The sequence below is a fragment of the Nocardia bhagyanarayanae genome (assembly GCF_006716565.1).
In the GTDB taxonomy this organism is placed as follows: domain Bacteria; phylum Actinomycetota; class Actinomycetes; order Mycobacteriales; family Mycobacteriaceae; genus Nocardia; species Nocardia bhagyanarayanae.
This window is the reverse complement of the sequence record NZ_VFPG01000001.1, coordinates 2630414-2653890: the sequence shown is the minus strand read 5'-3', so window position 1 is coordinate 2653890 and position 23477 is coordinate 2630414. Positions and strand designations below refer to the sequence as shown.

Genomic DNA, 23477 nt, shown 5'->3' with positions numbered 1-23477 from the left:
CACTCCGGCCGTGCGGGCCGTAGGCGGACTTCGTCCAGCAGCGCCCATTAGGTATCCGGGGGTGACGTGGGGGATCAAGGACCGGCGACCGCGCGGATCGAGCGGTTGCAAGACGCCATGGCGCGCGCTCGCGGGACGGCCTCGTCCGCCGACGGGTCGGTCACCGTCGTGGTCGGCGCGAACGGCGTACTGCACGCCATCACGGTGAGCGATTCATCGACGCTGACCGCGGGGCGATTGGCCGATGTCGTGGTGGAGTTGCACAAGCTCGCCTTCACGCGGGCGGCGGACGCGGTACGCGAAGCTGTCGAGCAACTCGACGCAACCGGGTCGGCCGACGATGCGGCGGGCTCCGGTGGCGGCGCCGGCCTGGGCGAGGGTGCGGATTCGGAGACGGCGGACGGTTCGTCCAAGAATCCCGCTCGGCACAGGGACGCCGAGAACTCCCGGTCGGGGTCCGGCGTCGACAAAGACAACGACGCAGAGCGAGGTTCCACCTCCAGCAGTGGCCGGTTGTCCAGCTCGGGCGCCAAGGTTGGTTCCCGACCGGACACGCTCGCGACGCACGGCTCCAACACCAATCCCGAATCCAATCCGCGGACCAGTGTCGGTTACAGCGCCGGCCCTGACTCCAATTCCGGCTTCGGCCCTGGCTCCGACCCCGGCTCGGACTCAGGGTTCGACTCCGCCGGTGTCACCGCCGAACTCGAAACCGATGCTGCACAAGACGATCCGATGCACCACGTCATTCAGCCATTCGCCGGCCCAGATGACGACGACCACTACTTCACCGCCAGACCCCAGCACCCGCGACCACGACGCGCACCGCTACCCGCCACCACGTCGGCGCCGGAACCGGACTGGCTTCCCGCACCACCGCCGCGCGCTCACCTCACGAACGATCCGCCGGCGCTCTGTCCGCCAACCGATTCGGCCTCCGCGACCAACAACCCGCTCGCCATGCCAGACTGGCTCGAACCGCTGTTCCCCGAACTCGCCGGCGATGACGACCTCTATCCGCTCTATGACTCCTGGGACGACTGGGACCGAGGGCCGCGCTAGCGACGACGATCGCGCCGGACGACATCGGTGGATATAGTGGTCGCGACGAAACACCGTGTGCGACAGGGGGGTACGGTGAGCGCGTTCGAGCGATTGCACTTCGACCCGGACGACGTCCGACGACTGGCGGATACATTCGCCACCACGACGTCCACGATCAGCAGGTTGGGCCTGGCCAATCGGCCAGCCGACGGCGTCACCGACGGCCTCGCGGCGACCAGCGTGCTCCGTGCCTGTGGTAGCGCCATCGCCGCGGTCGACCGCGCGGTTCTCGGAGCTGCCGCAGGCATGCAGACCCTCGGCGACACCACCGGCACCGCGATAACGCAGTTTCTGAGTGGCGACGCGAATCGCGCCGACGACATCGCCGACATTGGTCTGGATCTGCCGTGAACATGCTGACAAAGTCGCAGATTCTCGCGCTGCGCCCCGACGCCCTGGCCGCCCAGGCCGACCAGTGGGCACAGCAGGCTCACGAACTCACCGGCGCGCTGGACACCCAGTATCGAGCAGTCGACAGGTCGCTCGACACCTGGCAGGGCGAGTCGGGCAATGCGATGCGGTCGCAATACGAAACGTTGCACTCCGATACCGAAAAGATCCGTAACGCCTTGGAGTCGGGCGTCGAGGCCGCGCGCATCGGCGCCACCGAACTCGCGGCTGCGCAGTCCGCACTCGCCGCAGCCGTGCGGATCGCCGAGGAAAAGGGCTACACCGTGGCGGAAGACGGCACGTGCACACCGTCGTCCGCCGCCCAGCAGACGCTGCTGGCCACCGTAAGCGATTCCGGTCAACTCCAGAAGGCGATAGGAGCGTTGCAGACCGACGCCGACATACAAACCGCCGCGATCAGACAGGCCATCGCCCAAGCGAATACCGCGGACACAACTACCACGCAGGCGATCAACAAGGCATTCACCGGCCTGCCGGTCGCAGGGCAAACACCAGCTGGACAACCACAAGACATCAATGTCGGCGAGAAGATCGAGGATTGGCGAGATTTGGGCGACAACGAGTGGAGCGTCTGTTGGCATAACCCGCTGGACTGCAACAACTCCCGGAACAACCGAGACAAAGACATTGCCGAGCTCGAGTCCGTCGCCGCGTTTCCCGGGGACCCTGAATCGACTCGCCAAGACGCCGCGCGTCACTGCATCTGGCAAGCACTGACCACTGAATCCACCGATGCCGACTTCGCCAAGAGACTCGCCGATGCTCACGAGAAGGACAAACCGAGCCAGCTACCCGGCTCGAAGGAAATGGACGAGTGGAACAACCACACCGGCCGTGAAGTCGGCATCCGCTTGGAAGGAAACCGGCAGGCGATAATCGACACCTGCATTCGCTATGCGCGGGAAGCAAAACTGGTCGACCCGAACAACATGGACTACAACAACGTCGACGGGACAACGCTTGTCATCATCAAGGAGTAGCGCCGAACGAACGTGGCGGCGCGGGAGCCGGGCTCTCTTGCGGACCTTGACGTTCTTGGCCACGTTCTGCGCCGCGTATCCATTCATGCATGTGTACACCGGAATCCAACTCGAGTACCGCTTCATACCCTTCCCTTGGGAGTACCGGACAGCGCCGCTGCTGGCGTTGCTCATCTCCGCGACGGTATGGCGTTTTGTTCCCGGGGCGCGGAGCGAGGCTGTTGCCTTCACATTGGGGATGTGGGCGCTGAGCGCGATGATCGTCTGGGCGACGGGGACCTTCTGAATGCCACGACGTGGCGCGGGGGGCTGGCGGCCATGGCGGATGGTGACGATCTTCGCCGCATTCGGTGCGGCGTATCCGTTCATGCTGCTGTACACCGATCCGGATATCGCTTTCATCCCCTACCCGTGGAACTGGCGCACCGTACCGCTTGCGGCGCCGCTGATTTCGGCCGCGGTGTGGTACAGGTTTCCGTGTGTTCGCGACGAAGCAGTCGCGTTCACGGGCGGGGTGTGGGCGCTGACCGTTTTCTTGGCCTATCTCTTCGGAGGCCTCTGACAGAGACCCCCCTACAACCGCCAGGCCTGGTCCAAGCGCGTGGCTACGTCGATGTCGAGTACCGAGGCGATATGGGGTTTGCGGATTTCGGTGGCTATGTAGCGGGCGACGAAGCGGCGGATCTCGTGGTCGACGCCGACGAGGACGCGCAGGAGTTGGGCGCGCTTGGTGCCCGCCGCCACGTTGACGCGGACGTCGCGCTGACGGGGTTCGGCGATCTCGATGAGGACCCGGAGCGGTTCGGCGGTGCGCGCGGTGAGATGCAGGTGGACCGTGCCGTCCACCTCGAAGCGGTGCCGGTCGATGCCGAGATCGACCAGCATGCCGACACGCAACGGCAGGACCAGTTCGAAATCGATGACTTCGTCGACGCGACGGTGCACGCGCGGAATACCAAGGCGCACATGGGCGACGACCTTGGCCAGCCGGGCGGGCCCGACCCGGATCGGGCCGACGTCGAAGGCCGCTCCGGTCAGTTCGCCGAACGCGGCGGCGACGCGCTCTTCGGACACGGCGTACTCGAGGAAGCGGCGGCCGAACTCCTCGTAGCTCAGGCTCCTGCCCCGTCCGTCACCGGGTGCGGCGGGAGCGGGCGCCTGCGGGGTCTGCGTCAGAACTTGCACAGACCGGACGGTACTGGAATGTGGCCGTTTCAGACCCCGAAACGGCGATGTCGGGCCGCGTAGTCGCGTAAGGCGCGGAGGAAATCCACCCTGCGGAACTCCGGCCAGTAAACCTCGGTGAACCATATTTCCGAGTATGCGCTCTGCCACAGCAGGAAGCCCGAAAGTCGTTGCTCGCCCGAAGTACGGATGACCAGGTCCGGATCGGGCTGACCCGAGGTGTAGAGGTGCTGACCGATGGCGTTGACGGTGATCGACTGCACCAGATCCTCGCCGGTCTCCCCCGCGGCCATCTCCTGGCGCACCAGCGAGCGCACCGCGTCGGTGATCTCCTGGCGCCCGCCGTACCCGACCGCCACGTTGACGTGCACACCCTGACGCCCCTCGGTGCGCTCCGCGGCGGTGCGCAACCGCTTGGCGATCAGCTCGGGAAACCCGTCCAGCGAACCGACGATGCGCACACTCCAATCCCGTTCGGGCGCGGAGAGCTCTTCGACGACGTCGGTGATCACTTCGAACAGCGTCTCCAGCTCGTCGGGATCGCGCTGCAGATTCTCGGTCGAGAGCAGGTAGACGGTGACCATCTCGATGCCCTCGTCCGAACACCAGCCGACCAGCTCGGCGATCTTCAGCGCGCCGACGCGATGGCCGTGGCTCACGTCGGTGAACCCGTTCTCCCTGGCCCAGCGGCGATTGCCGTCGCACATGACGGCGACGTGGCGTGGGTGTTGTTTACCGGCCAGCTGCTTGGACAGCCGGGCCTCGTAGATGCGGTATGGCAGACCACGCACCCGACTCCGAAGCTCCACGGCGTCCAACAGTACGCCTTGGCGGCGCGATTCCGGCATCGGCCGCGATTCCCCGGTACAGTGGCATCCGGCGTGAACCTACGGCAGCGTAGGTTACTGATCAGTTAACTAGGAGGTCATCCTCGTGTCCGAATCTGTCGGTGCGGCTGACGCGGAGCTGGTCGGCGCCTCCCCGGCCGAGGCGCTCGCCGCGCTGGTCAAGCCCAAGATGCGCGGCTGGATTCACACCTGGGCGGTCGGCATCGCCGCGCTCGCGGTGATCGCGTTGGTCGCCGAGGCGGCCACCGTCTCGGCGACTGCCGGATGGTCGACCTTGGTCTACGGCCTCACCGTGTGCGGGTTGTTCGGCATCAGCGCGGTCTACCACCGCGTCACCTGGCAGACCCCGCGCACCCGAATCCGGATGAAGCGCGCGGACCACTCGATGATCTTCCTGTTCATCGCGGGCAGCTACACCCCGTTCGCACTGCTCGGCCTGCCGGGAAGCACCGGGCAGACCCTGCTGGCGGTGGTCTGGGCGGGCGCGCTCGCCGGCGTCGCGCTCAAACTGCTGTGGCCGACCGCGCCGCGGTGGGTCGGCGTGCCGCTGTATTTGTTGCTCGGCTGGGCGATCGTGCCGGTGGCCGGGCAGCTGAACGATCAGATCGGCATCGCGCCGCTGATCCTGCTGCTGATCGGTGGACTGATCTACAGTGGCGGCGCCATCCTCTACGCCACCAAGTGGCCCAATCCGTGGCCGACGGTGTTCGGGCACCACGAGTTCTTTCACGCCGCGACGGTGCTCGCGGCGCTCAGTCACTACATAGCGATCTGGTTGGTGGTGCTGCGCTGATTGTTCGGCCGTTCCGCGAGCCGTCGGCAGCCGCGCTGGTCCTCGCTGACCGCGCTGGGTCCTCGGCGACCGCCCTGAGTTCCCGGCCACTGCGCTGAGTTCTCGGCCACCTCGCCAGATCCTCGGCAGCCGCGCTGAGTCCCCGGCCACTGCGCTGAGTTCTCGGTGACCGCGGTGTCGAGCGGCTGACCGACGAGATATCCGTTGCCGCCTCTCAGCGCGATCGAGCCGGATAAGCTGCTCTTTCGTGTCACTTGTCGCTGCCCGTCCCCGGCCGCACCGGCGGTCACCGTCTCCGGCGGGTGGTCGCGCGTCGTGATCGCCAAGCTCGTCGTGTGGGCGCTCAAGGCCCACTGGGGTCTGTCGGCCGTGGTCATCACCGCGAATCTCAGCGGTCTCGCGGTCATCGTCACCGGGCTGTGGCTGAGCGGGTTCTTCGGCAGGCTCGGCGAGGACTGGATGCGCACCATGGCCCTGGTCGCGATCTACCCGGCGGTCGGGCTCCTCGCGGGCGTCGGCTTGGCCATGCGCGACCGCGGCAGATACTTCGGGTGGCTGGACCAGACGCGCAAGCCGACGGTGGAGGAGGCGCGCAGACTGCTGCGGCTGCCGATCGGTATCACCGTCCGGGCGCTGGCGCTGTGGATACCGGGCGTGATCATCGTGTCCGCCACGTTCACTCACCTGACCGAAATCGACACTCCCGGCGTGACGGCGTCGCTGTTCACGCTCGGCGCGTTGCAGTCGGCGGCGGTGACCTTCCTGATCGTGGACCGGCTGATCCGGCCGACCATTCCCGTGGTGTCGGCGGTGCTGGGCGGCACCATGCACTGGAGTTCGTCGGTGCTGGTGCGGGTCGTCGTCACCTGGGGGGTCGCGGGCGCCATGCCGCTCGCCATGCTGATCGTGGTGCTCGCCGACCCGGCCGCGGCCGCGTCGGACCGCATCCGCACCGCGATCTATCTGTCCGCGGTCGGCATCGGCGTCGGCGCGCTGGCGACTGCCATCCTGGCCCGCGCGGTGGCCAGCCCGATGCGGACGCTGCGGCTGGCGCTGGATCTGATCAGCAGGGGCGAGACGAACGTCCGGGTGCCGGTCGGCAGCAGCAGCGAGATCGGGCGGCTCGAACACTCGGTCAACGAGCTGGCCGCGAATCTGCGCGAACGCGAACGGATGCGCGACGTGTTCGGCAGGCACGTCGGCGCGCAGGTGGCCGAGCGGGCGCTCACCGGCGGCATGGACCTGACCGGTGACGTGCGCGTCGTCTCCGCGTTGTTCGTCGACGTGACCGGCTCGGTGGCGCTGTCCACCGGCCTGCCGCCGCAGGAGTTCGTCGCCAAGCTGAACCGCCTGCTCTCGATCGTCGTCGCGGCGACCGAGGAGAACGACGGGCTGGTCAACAAGTTCGAGGGCGACGCGGCGCTCTGCATCTTCGGCGCGCCGATCGCCCTGCGGGACAACGCGACTCCGGCGCTCCGAGCGGCCCGCCGGATCCGCGACGAGGTGACCGCGAGCGGCGAACTGGACATCGGCATCGGTGTAGCGCGCGGCCAAGTATTCGCCGGGGACGTCGGCACCGACACCCGCCTCGAGTTCACCGTCATCGGCGACGCCGTCAACGAGGCCGCCCGCCTGACCGCCGAAGCCAAGGACGTGCCCCGCCGAATCCTGGTGAGCGGCGCGGTGATCGAGGCCGCGGCCCCGCAAGAGCGCGAGCAGTGGGCGCACTACGACAACATTCTGCTGCGCGGCATGCAGGAACCGACGGCCTGCTGGACCGACATCGAACAGGCCGCGACCCAGGGGGACCCGGCGCCCGCGCTGGACGGCGCCAACCACCGCCCGCTACCAGCCGACAGCCCTGGCCCGGCCGCCGAAACCAGCGCCGACCGCCCCCTGCCGGCCGGCGCCCCGAACTCGATCACGGAAACCTCCGACGACCGCCCGTTGTCAGCCGACGCCACGGGTCCAGTCGCCGACACCGCCGACGACCAGTCACCGGTCAGCGCCATCGCCGAAATACGCAGCACGGCATCGGAATCGGATTAGCGGCACTGCGGACCCGGGTGAACTCGACACCGCCAGCCGGGCTTGCGCGCCCCGGGCACCCTCGGGCGTCCGCCAATGCACAGACTCGTAGCCCAACCGCCACCTTGGGCACGACGATCCAGGACGGCACGCCGAGAGGCGGACCTAGGCCCCGGTCCGCGCAGCGTCCCTCGACCGCGCGCAGACGCCCGGCGCGGCGCACGAATCTCTTACCGAGCGGGGTAGAACGACGACCCCGACCCGGCCGGCGGGAAACCCCGCAATGCTCCGCGCGGCTTCAGCTGCCGCTCAACGACTCCCGCAGATCCTTCTCGGTCGTCACCGGCAGATCGCACACCGACCCGCGGCACACATACGCCGCCGCGGCACCCGACACCAGCGGGCGGTCGACGAGCAGCGGCGCGGAATCCGGCGCTCCCGCGAGGATCACCGATCCACCCGGCGCGAGCTCCCGGGCGACGGCGAGCAATTCCGTTGCGGTGTCCGCGTTCTCGGCCGACGAGGCGATCGCGATCTGCAGTGGGCCGCGCACGGCCGCCTCCGCGACCGTAAGCCACTGGCCCGCCGAGCGCGGCGCACGGGCAAGCACGATCGCGCCGCGCAGCAGCGTCGCTTCGGCGAGTTCCCGGTAGCGCACCGCGCGCTCGACGTCGCTGACCGCCGCGGCGGTGAGCAGCGCCTCGGCCAGCGAAGACGCGCCCGCCGGAGTCGCGCCGTCGATCGGGTCGCGCGGACGGGCGACGAGGGTTTCGGCGTCGTCGGCGGTGTCGAACCAGCTGCCGGACGCCTCGGGATCGGCGAAGCGTTCGACGGCGGTGTCCAGCAGCCGCTGCGCCTGCTCAAGCCGTTCCGGGTCGCCGGTCGCCTGATACAGCGCGAGCAGGCCGGTGACCAGCCACGCGTAGTCCTCCAGCACGCCCGCCGAGGCGCCGACCGCGCCGCCCAGCGATGCGCGGCGCACCCGCCCGTCGACCACGTGCTCGGCGAGCAGGAACCGCGCGCAGCGATCCGCGGCCGCCACCCAATCGGGCCGTCCCAGCGCCGAACCCGCCTCGGTGAGCGCCGTGATCGCCATGCCGTTCCACGCGGTGACCACCTTGTCGTCGCGCGCGGGCTGCGGGCGCTTGTCGCGCTCGTCGCGCAGCACCTCCCTCGCCCGATCGAGCCGCTCCTGTTCGGCCTCGTCCCGCGGATCGCGGTAGCGGGTGAGGACCGAGGTGCCCTGCTCGAAGTTCCCCGCCGTCGTCACGCCGAAAAAGTCCGCGGCCCAAGCGCCTTCGATGGGTCCGAGCGCGCCGATCAGTTCGGCGGGCGTCCACACGTAAGTCGCGCCCTCGACGCCGGGGCCGCTCGGTTCGAGATGGGTGTCGGCGTCCAGCGCGGAGGCGAAACCGCCGCGCTCGGTACCGAGATCGTCGAGGATGAAGTGCGCGGTCTCGCAGGTGACGCGCAGAGCGAGCGAGTCCTGCGCGTGCGGCGTGCGGCGCGCCAGATGCGCGTAGGCGCGCAGCAATTGCGCGTTGTCGTACAGCATCTTCTCGAAATGCGGTATCAGCCAACGGTTGTCGACCGAGTAGCGGGCGAAGCCGCCGCGCAGCTGATCGTAGATGCCGCCGCGCGCCATCGCGTCGGCCGCGCGCTGCACGACGTCGCGCACGGCCGCGTCGCCCGTGCGCTCCCAACTGCGCAGCAGTCCCTCCATCAGTGCGGACGGCGGGAACTTCGGCGCCCTGCCGAACCCGCCGTGCTCGGCGTCCTCGTCGCGCAGCACCGCGGCCACCGCGTGATCGAGCAGTTCGGGCGAGACGTTCAGGTCGGCGTCGGGCAGACCGGCGGCCTGCGCGCGCAGGGCCTCCACGACCTGGGCCGATGCCTTGTCGACCTCCTCGCGCCGGTTGCGCCAGGTGTCGCTGACGGCGGTGAGCAGCTGACCGAACGAGGGCATCCCGCCGCGCGGATGCTTCGGGAAGTAGGTGCCGCAATAGAACGGCTCGCCGTCCGGGGTCAGGAAGCTGGTCATCGGCCAGCCGCCCTGTCCCGTCATGGCGACGGTGGCGTTCATGTAGATCGCGTCGAGATCCGGGCGCTCCTCGCGGTCCACCTTGACGCAGACGAAATGGTCGTTCATCAGCGCCGCGGTCGCCTCGTCCTCGAACGACTCGTGCGCCATCACGTGGCACCAGTGACAGGAGGCGTAACCGATGGAGAGCAGGATCGGCACATCGCGCCTGCGGGCCTCCGCGAGCGCCTCGGCGTCCCACTCCCACCAGTGCACCGGGTTGTCCGCGTGTTGGCGCAGATACGGTGAGGTCGCTTTCCCGAGCCGGTTCATATCTTCCACGGTCTCACAAATCCGTCCCCCCGCGCCGCTCCCCTGGCACGGACGCACCCGCTCTCCGACCGAAGATCCGATGAGCCACCGTACGATCAATGCAGGCACTTGTGACACATTTTTGTGGCACGCTCGTGGCATGACCGCCATTCCGATCCGTGAACTGTCACATCACACCGCACGGACATTGGCTCTGGTCAAGGCAGGCGAGACAGTCGATATCACCGAGCGTGGCACTGTCATCGGCCGAATCGTTCCGGTAGACCCGACCCGCGATGTGCGGGCTCGCCTGACGGCCGAAGGCCGGATGCGGCCGGCATCGAGGGGCCGCGCCGACTTGCTCGCCGACCTTCGCCGTCGGATCGATCGAGCACCCGTCGACAACGCGGGCCGCACCGGTGCGGCGTTGCAGGATCTGCGCGACGACGAGCGGTATTGATGCTGTATCTCGACACCAGCGCACTGGTCAAGCTGGTCCACCCGGGAGCCGAGACCGCTGCACTCGTGCGCTGGCTCCAAGAGCACTCAGACCTTCCCTGGGTCGCGTCGGCGCTCGTAGAAGTCGAACTGGTCCGTGCCGTGCGCCTCGCCGAACCCGCAGACCTCGTGCACGTTCCCGCAGTGCTGGCACGAGTGGACATGGTGGAAATCGATGGCATCGTCCGGGCGAACGCTGCCGCGGTATCACCGGCAACAGCGCGCAGTCTGGATTCGATCCACCTGGCCACAGCCCTCGAGTTGGCCGCAGACCTGACCGCGCTCGTCGCCTACGACAAATGTCTCGGTGAGGCGGCGGAAGCCGCTGGATTGGTCTGGGCCGCACCACACTGAAGATCCTGAAACGCCCGGTAGGGCCCTGAATCATCCTGTGGCGCACTCGACTCGCGAAGGCGAGGGTCACCCTCGTCGGGCGGTCACTCCTCCGCGGGAAGCGTGATCTCGGCACGCATCCGCTCGTTCGGTGTCCCGATTTCCCAGAACCGAGCGATGCCGGTCGCGTTACGGTATGCGCCGGTACCACCGGTGATCGCCAGATCTAGCGGGCTCGTGCCCTGGACCCACACCGCTTGCATGGTCAGCGATCCCCGTTCGAGCTGAGCGGTGAGCACACATTGCATGGTGATCGCGTCGCCCTCGATATGGACGTTCTGGCATGCTCCACCACCGTGCCCGATCTGGCGACCGTCTTGGTGGATACCGCCCGAATAGACGGTCAGATCACCGAGACTCGCACCGGGCTTGTCCAGGTCCGCGCCTGCGAGCTGGTCGGTCAGAGCGGCTGCCTCGATGATCTCGACCCGCTGCTTCGGCCCGTCCGTCTCGGTGGTGTCCGCGCCGCAGGCGACCAGTCCACCACCGACCAGCAGGGCGCCGGCGACTGCGCCGACCGTCTTTCTGATGGAGGATCTCGCGTACGACATGACCTTCTCCTCACTCGCAGGGACTCCCGACCTGCCTCATTGGTGGGGCGTCGTGACGTCCCGGTTATGTGCGATTCGGTAGTCACCGGAACACCGGGTTTCGACCGCCTCACCAGAACGACGACACGAAGCGGCGAAATGTCAGGCCCGTCGTGTCAGTGGTCGTGACAGCGGCGTGACAGGTGGGTGTCAGGGCGGGCGCCGATGGTACTCGCATGACGAATTCAGCGATTGCGGTCTCCGGACTGCGAAAGGCCTACGGGGACAAGGTCGTGCTCGACGGCATCGATCTGGATGTCCGTGCGGGCACGATCTTCTCCCTGCTCGGACCGAACGGGGCCGGTAAGACGACGACGGTGAACGTGCTGAGCACGTTGACAGCGGCGGACGGCGGGTCGGTACGCGTCGCGGGCCACGACGTCGCGACCGAGGCGAAGGCGGTGCGCGCGGCGATCGGCGTCACCGGTCAGTTCGCGGCGGTGGACGAGCTGCTGACGGGGCACGAGAACCTGCAACTGATGGTGGACCTCACCGGAACCCCTGCCGAAGAGGGCAAGCGGATCGTCACCGAGCTGCTGAAACGCTTCGAGCTGACCGAGGCGGCGCAGCAGCCCGCGTCGACCTACTCCGGCGGTATGCGCCGCAAGCTCGATTTGGCGATGACACTCGTCGGCAACCCGCGGATCATCTTCCTGGACGAGCCGACGACGGGACTCGACCCGCGCAGCCGCCGCACCATGTGGTCGATCATCCGTGACCTGGTGGCCGACGGCGTGACCATCTTCCTCACCACCCAGTACCTCGAGGAGGCGGACCAGCTCGCCGACCGGATCGCGGTGCTCGATCAGGGCCGCCTGGTGGCCCAGGGCACGCCCGACGAACTCAAGCGCCAGATCCCGGGAACGCACGTCCGGCTCCGGTTCACCGATATCACCCAACTCGAGGCGGCCGCCCGTCTCTTCCCCGACTCCACGCGGGACGACGAGGCGCTGACCCTGCGGGTTCCCAGCGACGGCGGGACGAGATCGCTTCGCGCCCTGCTGGACAGGCTCGACGAGTACTCGCTCGGCGCCGAGGAGTTCTCCGTGCACACGCCCGACCTCGACGACGTTTTCCTCACCCTGACCGGCCGCACCACGGAGGTAGCAGCGAAATGAGCAAGTCCCACTCGATGGTCATGTTGCGCCGCAACTTCAAACACATCGCCCGAAACCCGACGTCGGTGTTCAACGCGGTCCTTATGCCGATCATCATCATGCTGATGTTCGTGTACATGTTCGGCGACGCCTTCGACGTCGGCGTCGACTACATCGACTACGCGACACCGGGACTGATCCTGCTGGCCGTCTGCTACGGGCTGGGAGCCACCGCGACGGCGGTGAACTCCGACATGACGACGGGCATCATCAATCGGTTCAAGGTCATGGACGTCTCCCGTGGAGCCGTGCTGACCGGACACGTCGTCGCCACCGTGCTGACCAATCTGGTCGCCATCGCCGCCCTGCTCGGGGTGGCCTTCCTGCTGGGGTTCAGCCCTTCGGCGAACATCCTCGACTGGCTCGGCGTGATCGGCATGGTCGTGCTGCTCGGCTTCGCGGCGGGCTGGCTCACGATCGCTCTCGGACTGGCTGCGAAGTCTCCGGAAACGGCGGGCATGGCGTCCGTGCCGCTGGTCATGCTGCCGTTCTTCAGCAGCGCGATCGTGCCCGCCGAGAAGATGGGTCCGGGGCTGCGGCAGTTCGCGGAGTACCAGCCCTTCACGCCGATCATCGAAACCATCCGCGGGCTGCTCGTCGGCGCACCGGACACCGGCGACGCGCTCACCGCCGTCGCCTGGTGCGTCGGTATCGCGGTGGTCGGTTACCTCTGGGCGTCCGCGACGTTCAAGAAGCGAGCGTGACCTCGACGAGCTCGGTCCGATTCCGCTCCGAACCCTCCCGAACCGCCTCGGCGAAACCCTTCTCGCCGAGGCGGTTTCGCGCTGCCTGCTCGATTCTCGCCACATCCGGGTTGGAACGATCCGGCAGACCGCGCAGCTCGGCGCTCGCCGCGAGCAGCCGCGCGGCTTGCTCGTACTGTTCGTCACGCAGCGCCAGATCCGCTATCCCGGTGAGCACTTGGGCGATCAAGAGGGGGTACGCCGCCTCGGACGCCGCTTCGAAAGCCGCGACGCGATGCGCACGGGTCTCGTCGAGATCCTCGGCAAGGTAGCCGAGCAGATCGTGTTTCATCGCACGGATATTCGGCCGCTCGGCGTCATCGCCCATCAGCTGCGTCGCGACGTCGAGTTCCCGGTGTACCTGCTCGGCGTCGCCGCTCCAGCGGGCGAGCTCCGCCTTCGACAGCGCCAGCTCGGCCAGCACGATCGGCCAGGAGACGCGTTCCGCGAGCCGCTGCGCCTCGGCCATCGCCGCCGCACTCGACTCGACATCGCCTGCCAGCCAGTACAACTGGGCCTGCCGCGACCGCATCGGCACGACATCCTCGACGGATCCGATCTCGGCGACAACCGCGATCGCCTGTTCGTAGTGCTCGCACGCGGCGGCGAACTCGCCGCGCACGGCGATTCGATTCGCCAGCTCGGTCTGCGCGAACGAGATACCCCACCGTTCGCCGATCGCGCGAAACTCGGTGAGCGCCGTCTCGAGGCAGGTGTCCGCATCCCGGCCGCCCTGCCCGAGCTGGATACGCATCTTGCCGAGTTGCAGGCGGCCGAGGGCCCGTACCCAGGGGTCCTCGTCGTCCAGCAGCGCTTCCCACGCGGGCAGGAAGGCGTCCGGCCCGTGCAACAGGCGTTCCAGAGGGGTGAGCAATCGCAGCACCGGGTGACGGCTCTCGACCCGCGTGCTCAGTTCGTACCCTTTGCGGATCCACTCCTCGGCCTGGTACTGGTCGCTCTGCGGCCCGGAGGTCACGAACTGGACGACGAACGCGTACACCATCGCCCTCGTCTCGTCCGCCACCTCGCCGGGCAGCGCCGTTGCCGCCATGATCAGCTCGTTGGCCTCGGCCTTGTGCCCGCCGAGCCACCAGTACCACCCCGCGGCGGCGGCGAGCCGCATGGCCCCGTCCGCCGCACCCGCGGCGAGCGCACCGCGCATCGCGGCAGCGATGTTGTCGTGCTCGGCGTCGAGCGTGGCCAGCCAGGCCAGTTGCTCGGCGCGGCGCAGATGCGGATCCGCGATCTCGGCGAGTTCGGTGAAATACGCGAGATGCGCGCGGCGCGTCCGATCCGATTCCCCCGCCTCCGCGAGCCGCTGCTCGGCGTACTCCTTGATCGTGCCGAGCATCCGGTAGCGCGGCGCGCGGTCGTCGACGGTGAGCACCAGCGATTTCTCGGTCAGCGCGGTCAGCAACTCGAGCACGTCACCCGTGTCGACCACATCGCAAGCGCAAACCCGCTCGGCCGCTTCCAAACTCGCGCCGCCCGAGAACACCGCGAGCCTGCGCAGGACCGCCCGTTCGGCGTCGCTGAGCAACTCCCAGCTCCAGTCGACCACCGCGCGCAGTGTCTTGTGCCGCGGCAGCGCGGTGCGGCTGCCGCCGGTCAGCAGTCGGAACCGGTCGTCGAGCCGATGGGCTAGCTGATCGAGCGACATGGTGCGCAACCTCGCCGCGGCGAGTTCTATGGCCAGCGGCATACCGTCCAGCGCCCGGCAGACACGCGCCGCCGTCGACAAGGTGCGGGCGTCGGTCGCGAGGTCCTTGTTCACCGCGCTCGCTCGATCCAGCAGCAGCCGGATGGCCGGACTGGACTCGATCTGGTCGGGGCCGGCGTCCGCCGCGGGCAGGGCCAACGGCACGACCGGCCAGAGCGCCTCACCGGTGATGCCGAGCGGTTCCCTGCTCGTCGCCAGAATCCGCAGCTGCCTGCATTCCCCGAGCACTCGATGGGCGAACGCCGCCGCCGACTCGATCACGTGCTCGCAGTTGTCCAGGATCAGCAACATCGCCCGCTCGCGGATCGCGGCGACCACCCGATCCGTCGGCTCCGCGTCCGAAGCCTCGCCGTGCAGCGCATCCCGCAGTTTGAGCGCCGCGAGGGTCGCTTGCGCGACGCTGTTGCCGCCCGTGTCACCATCGGCGCCGATGGCCGCGAGCTCGACGAGCCAGACGCCGTCCGGCAGGTCGCCGAGCAAGGTCCGCGCGGTCTCGGTGGCCAGCCTGGTCTTTCCCGAGCCGCCCGGCCCGATCAGGGTGATGAGCCGATGGTCGGCGTTGAGCTCGCGGACGGCGGTGACATCGCCGTCCTTGCCGACGAAACTGGTCAGCTCGGCGCGCAGGTTGGTCTTCCGGTTGTCCTCCCGCCTGCTCAACTCGCCACGCAGCAGCGCGACGTGCAATGCGGACAGCTCCGGTGCGGGATCGACACCCAGCTCGTCGGCCAGGGTCTCTCTCGTGCGCTCGTAGACGAGCAGCGCGTCGGTATCGCGGCCGGTCGCGACGAGGGCGCGCATCAACGCGGCGACGAGCCGTTCTCGCACCGGATGCGCGGCCACCAAGTCGGTCAGCTCGGTGACCAGCTCCGCGCCGTGGCCGAGGCCGATCTCCGCGTCGAACCGATCCTCCATGGCGGTGAGGCGCAGTCCCTCGAGACGAGTGACCGCCGCGTCGAACGCCGCGCTCTCCCGCAAACCGATGTCCTGCATTGCCGCGCCGCGCCACAGTGCGAGGGCCTCGCGCAGCCGGCGCGGATCCTCGTCGTTGCGGGCCTGGGCGACGAGGCGTTCGAACCGCACGGCGTCGACGGCGTCGGGTTCCACCCGTAGTCGGTAGCCGTCCGGTTGACCCTCGATCGACCCGTCCGGCAGCGCCTTCCGCAGCCGGGACACCAACCGCTGCAAGGCATTCGCCGCGTCGGAGGGCGGATTCTCACCCCAGATCCAGTCGACGAGCGTTGCTTTCGGGACCGCGCGACCCGGTTCGAGCGCGAGCGCGATCAACAGCCCGCGCAGGCGCGCGCCCGGCACGTCGGCGAGATCACCGCCGTCCGTGCGCACCTCGAATGGTCCAAGCATCCCGATCTGCACCCGGCTGATCTTGCCATGGGCCCTCGGCGGACGTCCGGCCGCCGAATTTCGCCTTGTCATCGCACGATTCGGGGTGTTCGGTCCGGAGTCGCATGGGGCCTGGTGACCCGTGTCTCCGGTGTCAGAGCCGTGTCAGTCGCATGACAGGTCCCTCGGCGACCGTGGTCTGGACAACCGAAACGAAAGGCAATCCGATGAGTGGCACGGTTCCCATCCCGCACGGCCTCCCCATGGAACGCGATGCGGGCCCGTTCGCCCCGCCCAGCGAGATCACCCGGCTGCGCGACGCTCGCCCGGTCAGTCCGCTGGTCTTCCCCGACGGTCACCAGGGCTGGTTCGTCACCGGATACGACGCGGTCCGCCAAGTCATGGCCGACACCAGGTTCAGCTCGCGCCAGGACATCGGCGTCCTGCACGTGCCGTACGAGACGCCCGGCATGCCCGTCGCCACCGAACCGTCCCCGCAGATTCCCGGCTTGTTCATCGCCATGGACCCGCCGGACCACACCCGGCTGCGGCGCATGCTCACCGGCGCCTTCACCGTCAAACGCATGAAGCAGCTCGAAGAGCACATCATCGACGTCGCCGAGCGGCGATTGGACGAGATGGCGCGGATGACCCCGCCGGTCGACCTGGTCGAGGAGTTCGCGCTGCCGGTGCCGTCCCTGGTGATCTGCGAAATGCTCGGCGTCCCCTACGCGGATCGGGCCACCTTCCAGGTCAACTCCGCCAAGTTCTTGGTCAAGGACCAGCCGCTCGAGGAGAAGATGGCCGCGTACGGCGCGATGACCACCTACCTCGCCGAACTCGTCGTCCGCAAGCGCGCCGAACCCGGCGACGACATACTGTCCGACCTGGCACGCCACGACGAACTCAGCGTCGAGGAGCTGACCGGCATCGCCTTCCTGCTGCTGCTCGCGGGCCACGAGACCACCGCCAACATGCTCGGACTCGGCACCTTCGCGCTCCTGGAACACCCCGAGCAGCTGGCCGAGCTGCGCGCGAACCCGGATCTTGTGCCCGACGCCGTCGAGGAACTCCTGCGTTTCCTGTCCGTCGCCGACATCTTCTATCGCTACGCGACCGACGACATCGAAATCGGCGGCGAGACGATCGCCAAGGGATCGACCGTCGTCGTCTCGCTGCTGGCCGCCAACCGCGACCCCGAGCGCTTCGACAACCCCGACGCCCTGGACATCCGCCGCGAGGCCCGTGGTCGTCTGGCCTTCGGCCACGGCATCCACACGTGCCTCGGCCAGCAACTGGCCCGCATCGAGATGCGCGCCGGTTTCGCGGGACTGCTGCGTCGCTTCCCGACGCTCGAGCTCGCCATCCCCGCCGAGGAGGTGAGGCTCCGGACCGACATGAACATCTACGGCGTCCACGAACTGCCGGTCACCTGGACGACGGCCTCGTAAGGGAGATGGGAATGCGAATCTCGGTGGATCGGGAGCGCTGCATCGGCGCGGGTATGTGCGCTCTCCTCGCGCCCGCGATCTTCGATCAGGACTATGACGACGGCAGGGTGCGGTTGCTCGATCCGCGCCCGCAACAGGATCACTCGGCGCTGCGGGAGGCCTTGGATGCCTGCCCGTCCGGAGCACTTCACCTCGACGAGTCCTGAGCCGCCGATCGACACCGCCGAAGCGGTAGCGGACCGCTTTCCTGGCCGGTCGCCGAGAGCCGCAACCTCCGGGTCTTCGTCCGCGCTCGCCGAACGTCCGGCGCGGGACCAGGCCGAACACTGTGTCAGTCGGCATGTCAGTTCGGCGTCAGGGCGGTATCAGCGGGGACCGCGACAGTGTTCCTGTGAACAGCACAGCGGTTGCGGCTTCGGGGCTGCGAAAGATCTACGGGGACAATATGATTCACGTTGGCATCGATCTGGATATCGGCGCGGGCCGCCGTCCGGTGCCGTTCATGGAATGGCTCGCCCTCGCGACCCGGTTCCTGCGCGGTGATCACGTCTGGGCCCAGCTGATCCGCTTCGCCCTGGTCGGCGGTTCCAGCAATATCGCCTACGCCCTGCTGTTCATGGCCATGAACGGGTTCGGACCGCTGGTCGCCAATATCGCGGGCTCGATCGTCAGCACGGTCATCGCGAACGAACTGCACCGGCAGCTCACCTTCCACGCGGCCGGACGGGTCGGCTGGTTCACCGCGCAGTGGGAAGGCGGCGGGCTCGCGCTGATCGGCCTGCTGATCTCCACGGCGGCGCTGGCCGGTCTCGAGTTCATGGCACCCGGTCTCGGCGAGATCGCGCAGGCGGGCGCCGTGATCGCCATCATGGCGGCGGTCGGCGGCATGCGCTTTCTCGCGCTGCGCGGCTTCGTCTTTCCGGACAGGGTCGATTCCGACGAGCCATCGCTGTCGGTGCCGCGCGAGCAGTGGCCTGGACTCCGGCCGCTTCGGCAACCCCGAGGTGACGTCAGCGCCGAGCCGGGGTGCCCACGTCGGCTCGCCACGCACCGGACGGAGCGGGGCGCCGTGTCATTCGCGACCGCGTTTCACCACTTGCGGCCGGTGTAGGCCAGCAGTTTGCGGTGCGGCGGGGCGTCGTCCGGAATCGACACCTCGGCGTCGTAGATCCCCGGCGTGCGGTAGACGTCGATGCCACCCATGCCGCGCATCGTCTCGAGCATCTGGGCGCACAGCGCGTCGTCGGCCAGATCGGGGCGGTCGATCGCCAAGGCGATGTCCACGCCGTGCACCACCACCTCGGTGAGGTGGATCATCGCGGCGGCCGGTCCCGGCGTCGGGCCGAGCCCGAGGTTCACCGTCGCGGTAGGCACGTCGGGCCTGCGCCACGCGGCGCGATCCACCTCGGCCGCGGCCGCGTACGCGCCCTGCGGGTCACCGCCCAGCCAGTCGTCGCCGCGCGCACCCCGCGGATCGTTCCCACTCAGCGCGGCCGCGAAAGTGTGCATCCCGCCCACCGTGTGGTTCAGCACCGCCCGCACATCCCAGTCGCTGCACGGTGTCGGCGCGGCGAGCAGGTCGTCGTCGACTGCGGCGACGATGGCGCCGGTCATGTCGAGAGCGCGGTCGATGTGGCCGATCAGAGTGTCCATGGGCATCCTTCGGTCGAGCGGAGTTGGAGCATTGATAGCACGACCGGCTGACACGTGTCGGCCGACGCAGCGGGGCACGCACCCGCCCCGCAGCACGGCGAAAACGCTTGCGCCCGGCGGACAATCGCGAATCCGCGGCTTCGACAGCATCTCCCCATGCAGGTAAAAGCCTTGCGCGCCAAGAGAATTGGCGATCGCAACGCCGACAGCCGGGTAGGCGGATCTGGAACCGGTTCCGGCCCGAGCTGTGACCAACTCGGCACTCGCGCCGAGTGTCAGCCCACTCGACAACGCGCCGTGTGGAAGTCGAAATCACCGGCCGGTAAGCGCATCACGCTACCGCGGCAACGGTGCTCAACCGGTCTGCGGTCGACCCTCGGCCCCCGCGTCGTCGGGCCCGTCGGCGCGCTGCACGGCGCCGTGGTCGGTCCCTTCGTCGGCCTGCTGATCCGGTTCCGGATGCTCGGGCTCGAAGGTCGGCGGCAGGTTCTTCAGGTGCCGGTTCATCGAGCGCACCAGCAGGAAGGTGCCCGCGAGCAGCAGCAGAACGATGGCAAGACCCAGCGGCGATGCCTTGCCGAATTCGGGGCCCGTCGGAGTGTTCGGGGTTTGCGCGAGTAGTACCAACATCACCGGGTCGCGTCCTCGATACCCGCGAACAAGTCGTTCTCCGGGATGGCGGTGCGCACGCGGGTCTTGGCCAGCTCGAACTCCTCGGTCGGCCACAGCCGCTGCTGCATCTCCAGCGGAATCGCGAAGAACGCGCCGTTCGGATCGATCTGGGTGGCGTGCGCGCGCAGCGCGTCGTCCCGCTGCGGGAAGTACTTGCCGCACTCGATCTGGGTGGTGACCCGCGACATCACGTCGCCGCGCTCCACCGCGTACGCGCGGATGCGGTCCAGCCACTCCTGCAACGGGAAGGGCTCGCCCATCCGCTCGTACTCGGCGGCGAACAGCTCCAGCCGCTTCATGCTGAACCCGTGGTCGTAGTAGAGCTTGAGCGGCGTCCACGGCTCGCCCGCGTCGGGGAAGCGCTCCGGATCGCCCGCCGCCTCGAACGCGGCCACCGACACCTGGTGGCAGCGGATGTGGTCGGGATGCGGGTAGCCGCCGGTCTCGTCGTACGTGGTCATCACGTGCGGGCGGAACTCGCGCACCACACGGACCAACGCCTCGGTCGCCTCCTCCAGCGGAACCAGCGCGAAGCAGCCCTCGGGCAGCGGCGGCAGCGGGTCGCCCTCGGGCAGGCCGGAGTCGACGAAACCGAGCCAGGTCTGGCGCACGCCGAGCGCGCGGGCCGCGGCCGCCATCTCCTCGCGACGGATCTCATCGATGCGCTCCAGCACCCCGGGTGTGTCCATCGCGGGGTTGAGGATGCTGCCGCGTTCGCCGCCGGTCAACGTCACGACCAGGACCTCGTGGCCCTCGTCGGCGTATCGGGCGGTCGTCGCGGCACCCTTGCTGGATTCGTCGTCTGGGTGGGCGTGCACCGCCATGAGGCGAAGGCCACTCACGTCTCGTTCACCATCGCTCTCGGTCGCGGGTGTCGGGTCTTCGTTCCCTATAGTTCCATTCGACCGTCTTTTGTTCCGACGTACCCCCCGGGAGCGACCAGTGACGAGCGATCCGACGCCCGCGAGCAGCGGCGACTCGGCCGCCGACCAGGCAGCGCGACACGCCGACCGCTACGGGACGAAACCGCGGACGCCGCGCCGCAGACTGGCGCTGATCTCCGGCGTCGTCGTGGTCGCCGCGGGCTTGGGCGTCGCGTTCCTCGGATTCCAGAAGTTCGGGCCGAAGGAGATCGAGGCCGAGCAGCTCGGTTACACGATCGTCGACGACTCGACCATCACCGTCCGGCTCAAGGTCACCCGCGCCGAGCCCGGCGAACCGGTGGTCTGCTTCGTGCGCGCGATGGACCGGGACACCGCCGAGGTGGGCCGCCGCGAGGTGCTGATCCCGCCGTCGCCGAGCGGCACCGTCGAAGTCACCACCACGGTTCGCTCGTCCGCACGACCCGCCGCGGGCGACGTCTACGGGTGCAGCGAGCACGTTCCCGGGTACCTGCGCGCGGGCTGATCGCCCGCCCAGATAGGCCCATTCGGAAGCGAAACGGCGGTGCGACGCCGACAAAACAAACTCCGACCTGCATGTTTGTGATTCATGCTAAAATGGCGTGATACACGGTTCCGCACCCCGGAGCCGTGTTTGCTGCATTGGCGGCCAGCGCTGCACGTTCCGGGTTTTCGGGTTTGCCCGGAACGTCCTGTTGGGGTCCGTGGAACCAACCCCCGGGGATCGCTCTAGCCGTCGGCTGGTGCATGCCCGCCCCAAGGTGGGTAATGCAGCAGTGCATCAGGGAATCCCGGCCCGCCGGGAACAACTACTAGGGAGTGATCGAGATGACCGAGACGAACGTGACCTGGCTGACCCAGGAGTCGCACGACAGGCTCAAGGGCGAACTCGACGCGCTCATCGCCAACCGTCCGGTCATCGCCGCGGAGATCAACGAACGTCGGGAAGAGGGCGACCTCAAGGAGAACGGCGGATACCACGCCGCGCGCGAGGAGCAGGGCCAGCAGGAGGCCCGCATTCGCCAGCTCCAGGAGTTGCTGAACACCGCCAAGGTCGGCGTCGCGCCGACCAAGTCCGGCGTCGCATTGCCGGGCTCGGTCGTGAAGGTCTACTACGACGGCGACGAGTCCGACACCGAGACCTTCCTCATCGCCACCCGCGAAGAGGGCCTGCGCGGCAACTCCAACCTGGAGACCTACTCGCCGAACTCCCCGCTCGGCGGCGCGCTCATCGACGCGAAGGTCGGCGAGACCCGCGAGTACACGCTGCCGAACGGCAACACCATGAAGGTGACGCTGGTCAGCGCCGAGCCGTACCACGGCTGATCGCGCCGCGCGCCCGCCGTCGGCGCGCAGGCACCGGCCCGGTCGCCGACCGGATCCGCCACGAGAAAACCCGGCAGATACGCGAGCGGCCGCACTCGATCCCGAGTGCGGCCGCTTCGTCGTCTCCATCCCTGTCTCTGTCCTTACTTCCCGAGCGCCTGCTCGACGTCGGCGAGCAGGTCGCTGATGTCCTCGATGCCGACCGAGAGCCGCACCAGATCGGCGGGCACCTCCAGCAGCGAGCCCTCGGTGGACGCGTGCGTCATGGCGCCGGGATGCTCGATCAGCGATTCGATGCCGCCGAGCGACTCGGCGAGGGTGAAGACCTTGGTGCGCGAGCAGAAGTCGAGCGCGGCTTCCTTGCCGCCGTGCAGGCGCACCGAGATCATGCCGCCGAACCGGCGCATCTGCTTGTCGGCCACCACGTGTCCGGGATGCTCGGGCAGGCCGGGGTAGATGACCTGGGCGATGGCCGGGTGCTTGGCGAGGAATTCGGCGAGGGTCTCGGCGTTGTCGCAGTGCCGCTCCATCCGCACCGCCAGCGTCTTGGTGCCGCGCATGGTGAGGAACGCGTCGAACGGGCCGGGCACCGCGCCCGCGCCGTTCTGCAGGAAGGCGAAGGCCGCGTCGAGTTCCTTGTCGTCGGTGATCAGCGCGCCGCCGACCACGTCGGAGTGGCCGCCGAGGTACTTGGTGGTGGAGTGCACCACGATGTCGGCGCCGAGCAGCAGCGGCTGCTGCAGGTACGGGGTGGCGAAGGTGTTGTCCACCACCAGCTTCGCGCCCGCGGCGTGCGCGATGTCGGCGAGCGCGGGGATGTCGCCGATGCTCAGCAGCGGGTTGGTCGGGGTCTCGACCCAGATGAGCTTGGTGTTCGGGCGGATCGCCGCGCGCATCTCGTCGGTGTTGAACACGTGCGCGGGCGAGTGCTCGATGCCCCACTGGCTGAACACCTTGTCGATCAGCCGGAAGGTGCCGCCGTAGGCGTCGTCCGGGATGACGATGTGATCGCCAGGGCGCAGCGTCGCGCGCAGCGCGCAGTCGGTCGCGGCCATGCCGGACGCGAAAGCCCTTCCGTAGCGGCCGGATTCGAGCGCGGCGAGGTTCGCTTCCAGCGCCGTCCGCGTCGGGTTGCCGGTGCGGGCGTACTCGTAGCCGCCGCGCAGCCCGCCCACACCGTCCTGGGCGAAGGTCGAGCTCGCGTAGATGGGCACGTTGACCGCGCCGGTCTGGGGATCGGGATCGTATCCGGCGTGCACGGCGCGTGTGGAGAATCCCAGCTCACTCATGGGGGACAGCGTAGAGAAGCCACTCCAGGGCCATCCGCCCGGGGCGCGCCGTGACGCGGGTCTC

The 23477-nt window shown here is 68.5% G+C and carries 23 protein-coding genes and 1 pseudogene; 15 read left to right on the top strand and 9 right to left on the bottom strand.

Annotated features, from left to right (window positions below):
- Positions 1-66: 66 nt before the first annotated feature.
- From FB390_RS11185 to FB390_RS11165, 4 genes are all read left to right on the top strand, one after another.
- On the top strand, positions 67-1062 hold the full coding sequence (locus tag FB390_RS11185) for a YbaB/EbfC family nucleoid-associated protein (RefSeq protein ID WP_141808895.1): 996 nt from the start codon (positions 67-69) through the stop codon (positions 1060-1062).
- A 75-nt stretch (positions 1063-1137) separates the two neighbouring features.
- Positions 1138-1455, top strand: coding sequence for a type VII secretion target (locus FB390_RS11180; RefSeq protein ID WP_185756999.1), 318 nt, complete (start codon positions 1138-1140; stop codon positions 1453-1455).
- 2 nt (positions 1456-1457) lie between these two features.
- Positions 1458-2495 carry a DUF6973 domain-containing protein gene (locus tag FB390_RS11175; protein ID WP_425465903.1) on the top strand — a complete coding sequence of 346 codons (1038 nt, stop codon included), beginning with the start codon at positions 1458-1460 and terminating at the stop codon, positions 2493-2495.
- A 328-nt stretch (positions 2496-2823) separates the two neighbouring features.
- The gene (locus FB390_RS11165; protein ID WP_141808891.1) at positions 2824-3057 is read left to right on the top strand and encodes a hypothetical protein; all 234 of its coding nucleotides are present in this window, start codon (positions 2824-2826) and stop codon (positions 3055-3057) included.
- 11 nt (positions 3058-3068) lie between these two features.
- Here the strand turns inward: FB390_RS11165 and FB390_RS11160 are convergent, their stop codons facing one another.
- Positions 3069-3680, bottom strand: coding sequence for a hypothetical protein (locus FB390_RS11160; protein WP_246123964.1), 612 nt, complete (start codon positions 3678-3680; stop codon positions 3069-3071).
- A gap of 29 nt (positions 3681-3709) precedes the next feature.
- A complete protein-coding gene (locus FB390_RS11155) occupies positions 3710-4528 on the bottom strand; it encodes an isoprenyl transferase (protein ID WP_141808890.1) in 819 nt (272 codons plus the stop codon).
- 118 nt (positions 4529-4646) lie between these two features.
- Here FB390_RS11155 and trhA point away from each other — a divergent pair, with 118 nt between their 5' ends.
- Together trhA and FB390_RS11145 are read left to right on the top strand one after the other, a co-directional pair.
- A complete protein-coding gene (gene trhA, locus FB390_RS11150; RefSeq protein WP_342780442.1) occupies positions 4647-5321 on the top strand; it encodes a PAQR family membrane homeostasis protein TrhA in 675 nt (224 codons plus the stop codon).
- A gap of 315 nt (positions 5322-5636) precedes the next feature.
- A complete protein-coding gene (locus FB390_RS11145; RefSeq protein ID WP_246123963.1) occupies positions 5637-7370 on the top strand; it encodes an adenylate/guanylate cyclase domain-containing protein in 1734 nt (577 codons plus the stop codon).
- A 277-nt stretch (positions 7371-7647) separates the two neighbouring features.
- Here the strand turns inward: FB390_RS11145 and FB390_RS11140 are convergent, their stop codons facing one another.
- Complete coding sequence (locus tag FB390_RS11140; RefSeq protein WP_141808889.1) at positions 7648-9702, bottom strand: thioredoxin domain-containing protein; 2055 nt, start codon at positions 9700-9702, stop codon at positions 7648-7650.
- Positions 9703-9841: 139 nt separating this feature from the next.
- Between FB390_RS11140 and FB390_RS11135 the strand changes: the two genes are divergently transcribed.
- Together FB390_RS11135 and FB390_RS11130 are read left to right on the top strand one after the other, a co-directional pair.
- Positions 9842-10141: a type II toxin-antitoxin system Phd/YefM family antitoxin gene (locus FB390_RS11135; RefSeq protein WP_141808888.1), complete on the top strand. Its 300-nt coding sequence runs from the start codon at positions 9842-9844 to the stop codon at positions 10139-10141.
- On the top strand, positions 10141-10533 hold the full coding sequence (locus FB390_RS11130) for a type II toxin-antitoxin system VapC family toxin (protein WP_141808887.1): 393 nt from the start codon (positions 10141-10143) through the stop codon (positions 10531-10533). The genes FB390_RS11135 and FB390_RS11130 overlap by 1 nt, the downstream gene beginning before the upstream one ends.
- Positions 10534-10616: 83 nt before the next feature.
- On the opposite strand, the gene FB390_RS11125 is transcribed toward FB390_RS11130, so the two are convergent.
- Positions 10617-11123 (bottom strand): allene oxide cyclase barrel-like domain-containing protein, encoded by a 507-nt coding sequence (locus tag FB390_RS11125; protein WP_141808886.1) that lies wholly within the window; start codon positions 11121-11123, stop codon positions 10617-10619.
- A 215-nt stretch (positions 11124-11338) separates the two neighbouring features.
- Here FB390_RS11125 and FB390_RS11120 point away from each other — a divergent pair, with 215 nt between their 5' ends.
- A complete protein-coding gene (locus FB390_RS11120; RefSeq protein WP_141808885.1) occupies positions 11339-12280 on the top strand; it encodes an ATP-binding cassette domain-containing protein in 942 nt (313 codons plus the stop codon).
- Positions 12277-13023 carry an ABC transporter permease gene (locus FB390_RS11115; protein ID WP_141808884.1) on the top strand — a complete coding sequence of 249 codons (747 nt, stop codon included), beginning with the start codon at positions 12277-12279 and terminating at the stop codon, positions 13021-13023. The genes FB390_RS11120 and FB390_RS11115 overlap by 4 nt, the downstream gene beginning before the upstream one ends.
- On the opposite strand, the gene FB390_RS11110 is transcribed toward FB390_RS11115, so the two are convergent.
- Entirely contained in the window at positions 13007-16141 is a 3135-nt protein-coding gene (locus FB390_RS11110) for an ATP-binding protein (protein ID WP_246123962.1), read from the bottom strand. The genes FB390_RS11115 and FB390_RS11110 overlap by 17 nt on opposite strands.
- A 206-nt stretch (positions 16142-16347) precedes the next feature.
- Between FB390_RS11110 and FB390_RS11105 the strand changes: the two genes are divergently transcribed.
- The 3 genes and pseudogenes from FB390_RS11105 to FB390_RS34205 all read left to right on the top strand — a co-directional run.
- Complete coding sequence (locus FB390_RS11105; protein WP_141808883.1) at positions 16348-17571, top strand: cytochrome P450; 1224 nt, start codon at positions 16348-16350, stop codon at positions 17569-17571.
- An 11-nt stretch (positions 17572-17582) separates the two neighbouring features.
- The gene (locus tag FB390_RS11100; RefSeq protein WP_141808882.1) at positions 17583-17777 is read left to right on the top strand and encodes a ferredoxin; all 195 of its coding nucleotides are present in this window, start codon (positions 17583-17585) and stop codon (positions 17775-17777) included.
- Between the two features lie 296 nt (positions 17778-18073).
- A pseudogene (locus tag FB390_RS34205) lies at positions 18074-18490 on the top strand (GtrA family protein); the annotation flags it as partial.
- Between the two features lie 170 nt (positions 18491-18660).
- Here FB390_RS34205 and FB390_RS11090 read toward each other — a convergent pair.
- The 3 genes from FB390_RS11090 to mca form a co-directional block, all read right to left on the bottom strand.
- Entirely contained in the window at positions 18661-19224 is a 564-nt protein-coding gene (locus tag FB390_RS11090; RefSeq protein WP_141808880.1) for a TIGR03086 family metal-binding protein, read from the bottom strand.
- A gap of 354 nt (positions 19225-19578) precedes the next feature.
- Positions 19579-19854: a hypothetical protein gene (locus FB390_RS11085; RefSeq protein WP_141811678.1), complete on the bottom strand. Its 276-nt coding sequence runs from the start codon at positions 19852-19854 to the stop codon at positions 19579-19581.
- The gene (gene mca / locus FB390_RS11080; protein WP_141811677.1) at positions 19854-20720 is read right to left on the bottom strand and encodes a mycothiol conjugate amidase Mca; all 867 of its coding nucleotides are present in this window, start codon (positions 20718-20720) and stop codon (positions 19854-19856) included. The genes FB390_RS11085 and mca overlap by 1 nt, the downstream gene beginning before the upstream one ends.
- Before the next feature lie 118 nt (positions 20721-20838).
- Between mca and FB390_RS11075 the strand changes: the two genes are divergently transcribed.
- Together FB390_RS11075 and greA are read left to right on the top strand one after the other, a co-directional pair.
- Positions 20839-21303 carry a DUF4307 domain-containing protein gene (locus FB390_RS11075; protein WP_246123961.1) on the top strand — a complete coding sequence of 155 codons (465 nt, stop codon included), beginning with the start codon at positions 20839-20841 and terminating at the stop codon, positions 21301-21303.
- Between the two features lie 323 nt (positions 21304-21626).
- Positions 21627-22124, top strand: coding sequence for a transcription elongation factor GreA (gene greA / locus FB390_RS11070; protein WP_067784632.1), 498 nt, complete (start codon positions 21627-21629; stop codon positions 22122-22124).
- A 143-nt stretch (positions 22125-22267) separates the two neighbouring features.
- On the opposite strand, the gene FB390_RS11065 is transcribed toward greA, so the two are convergent.
- Positions 22268-23413, bottom strand: coding sequence for a cystathionine gamma-synthase (locus FB390_RS11065; protein WP_141808878.1), 1146 nt, complete (start codon positions 23411-23413; stop codon positions 22268-22270).
- Between the last annotated feature and the right edge of the window lie 64 nt (positions 23414-23477).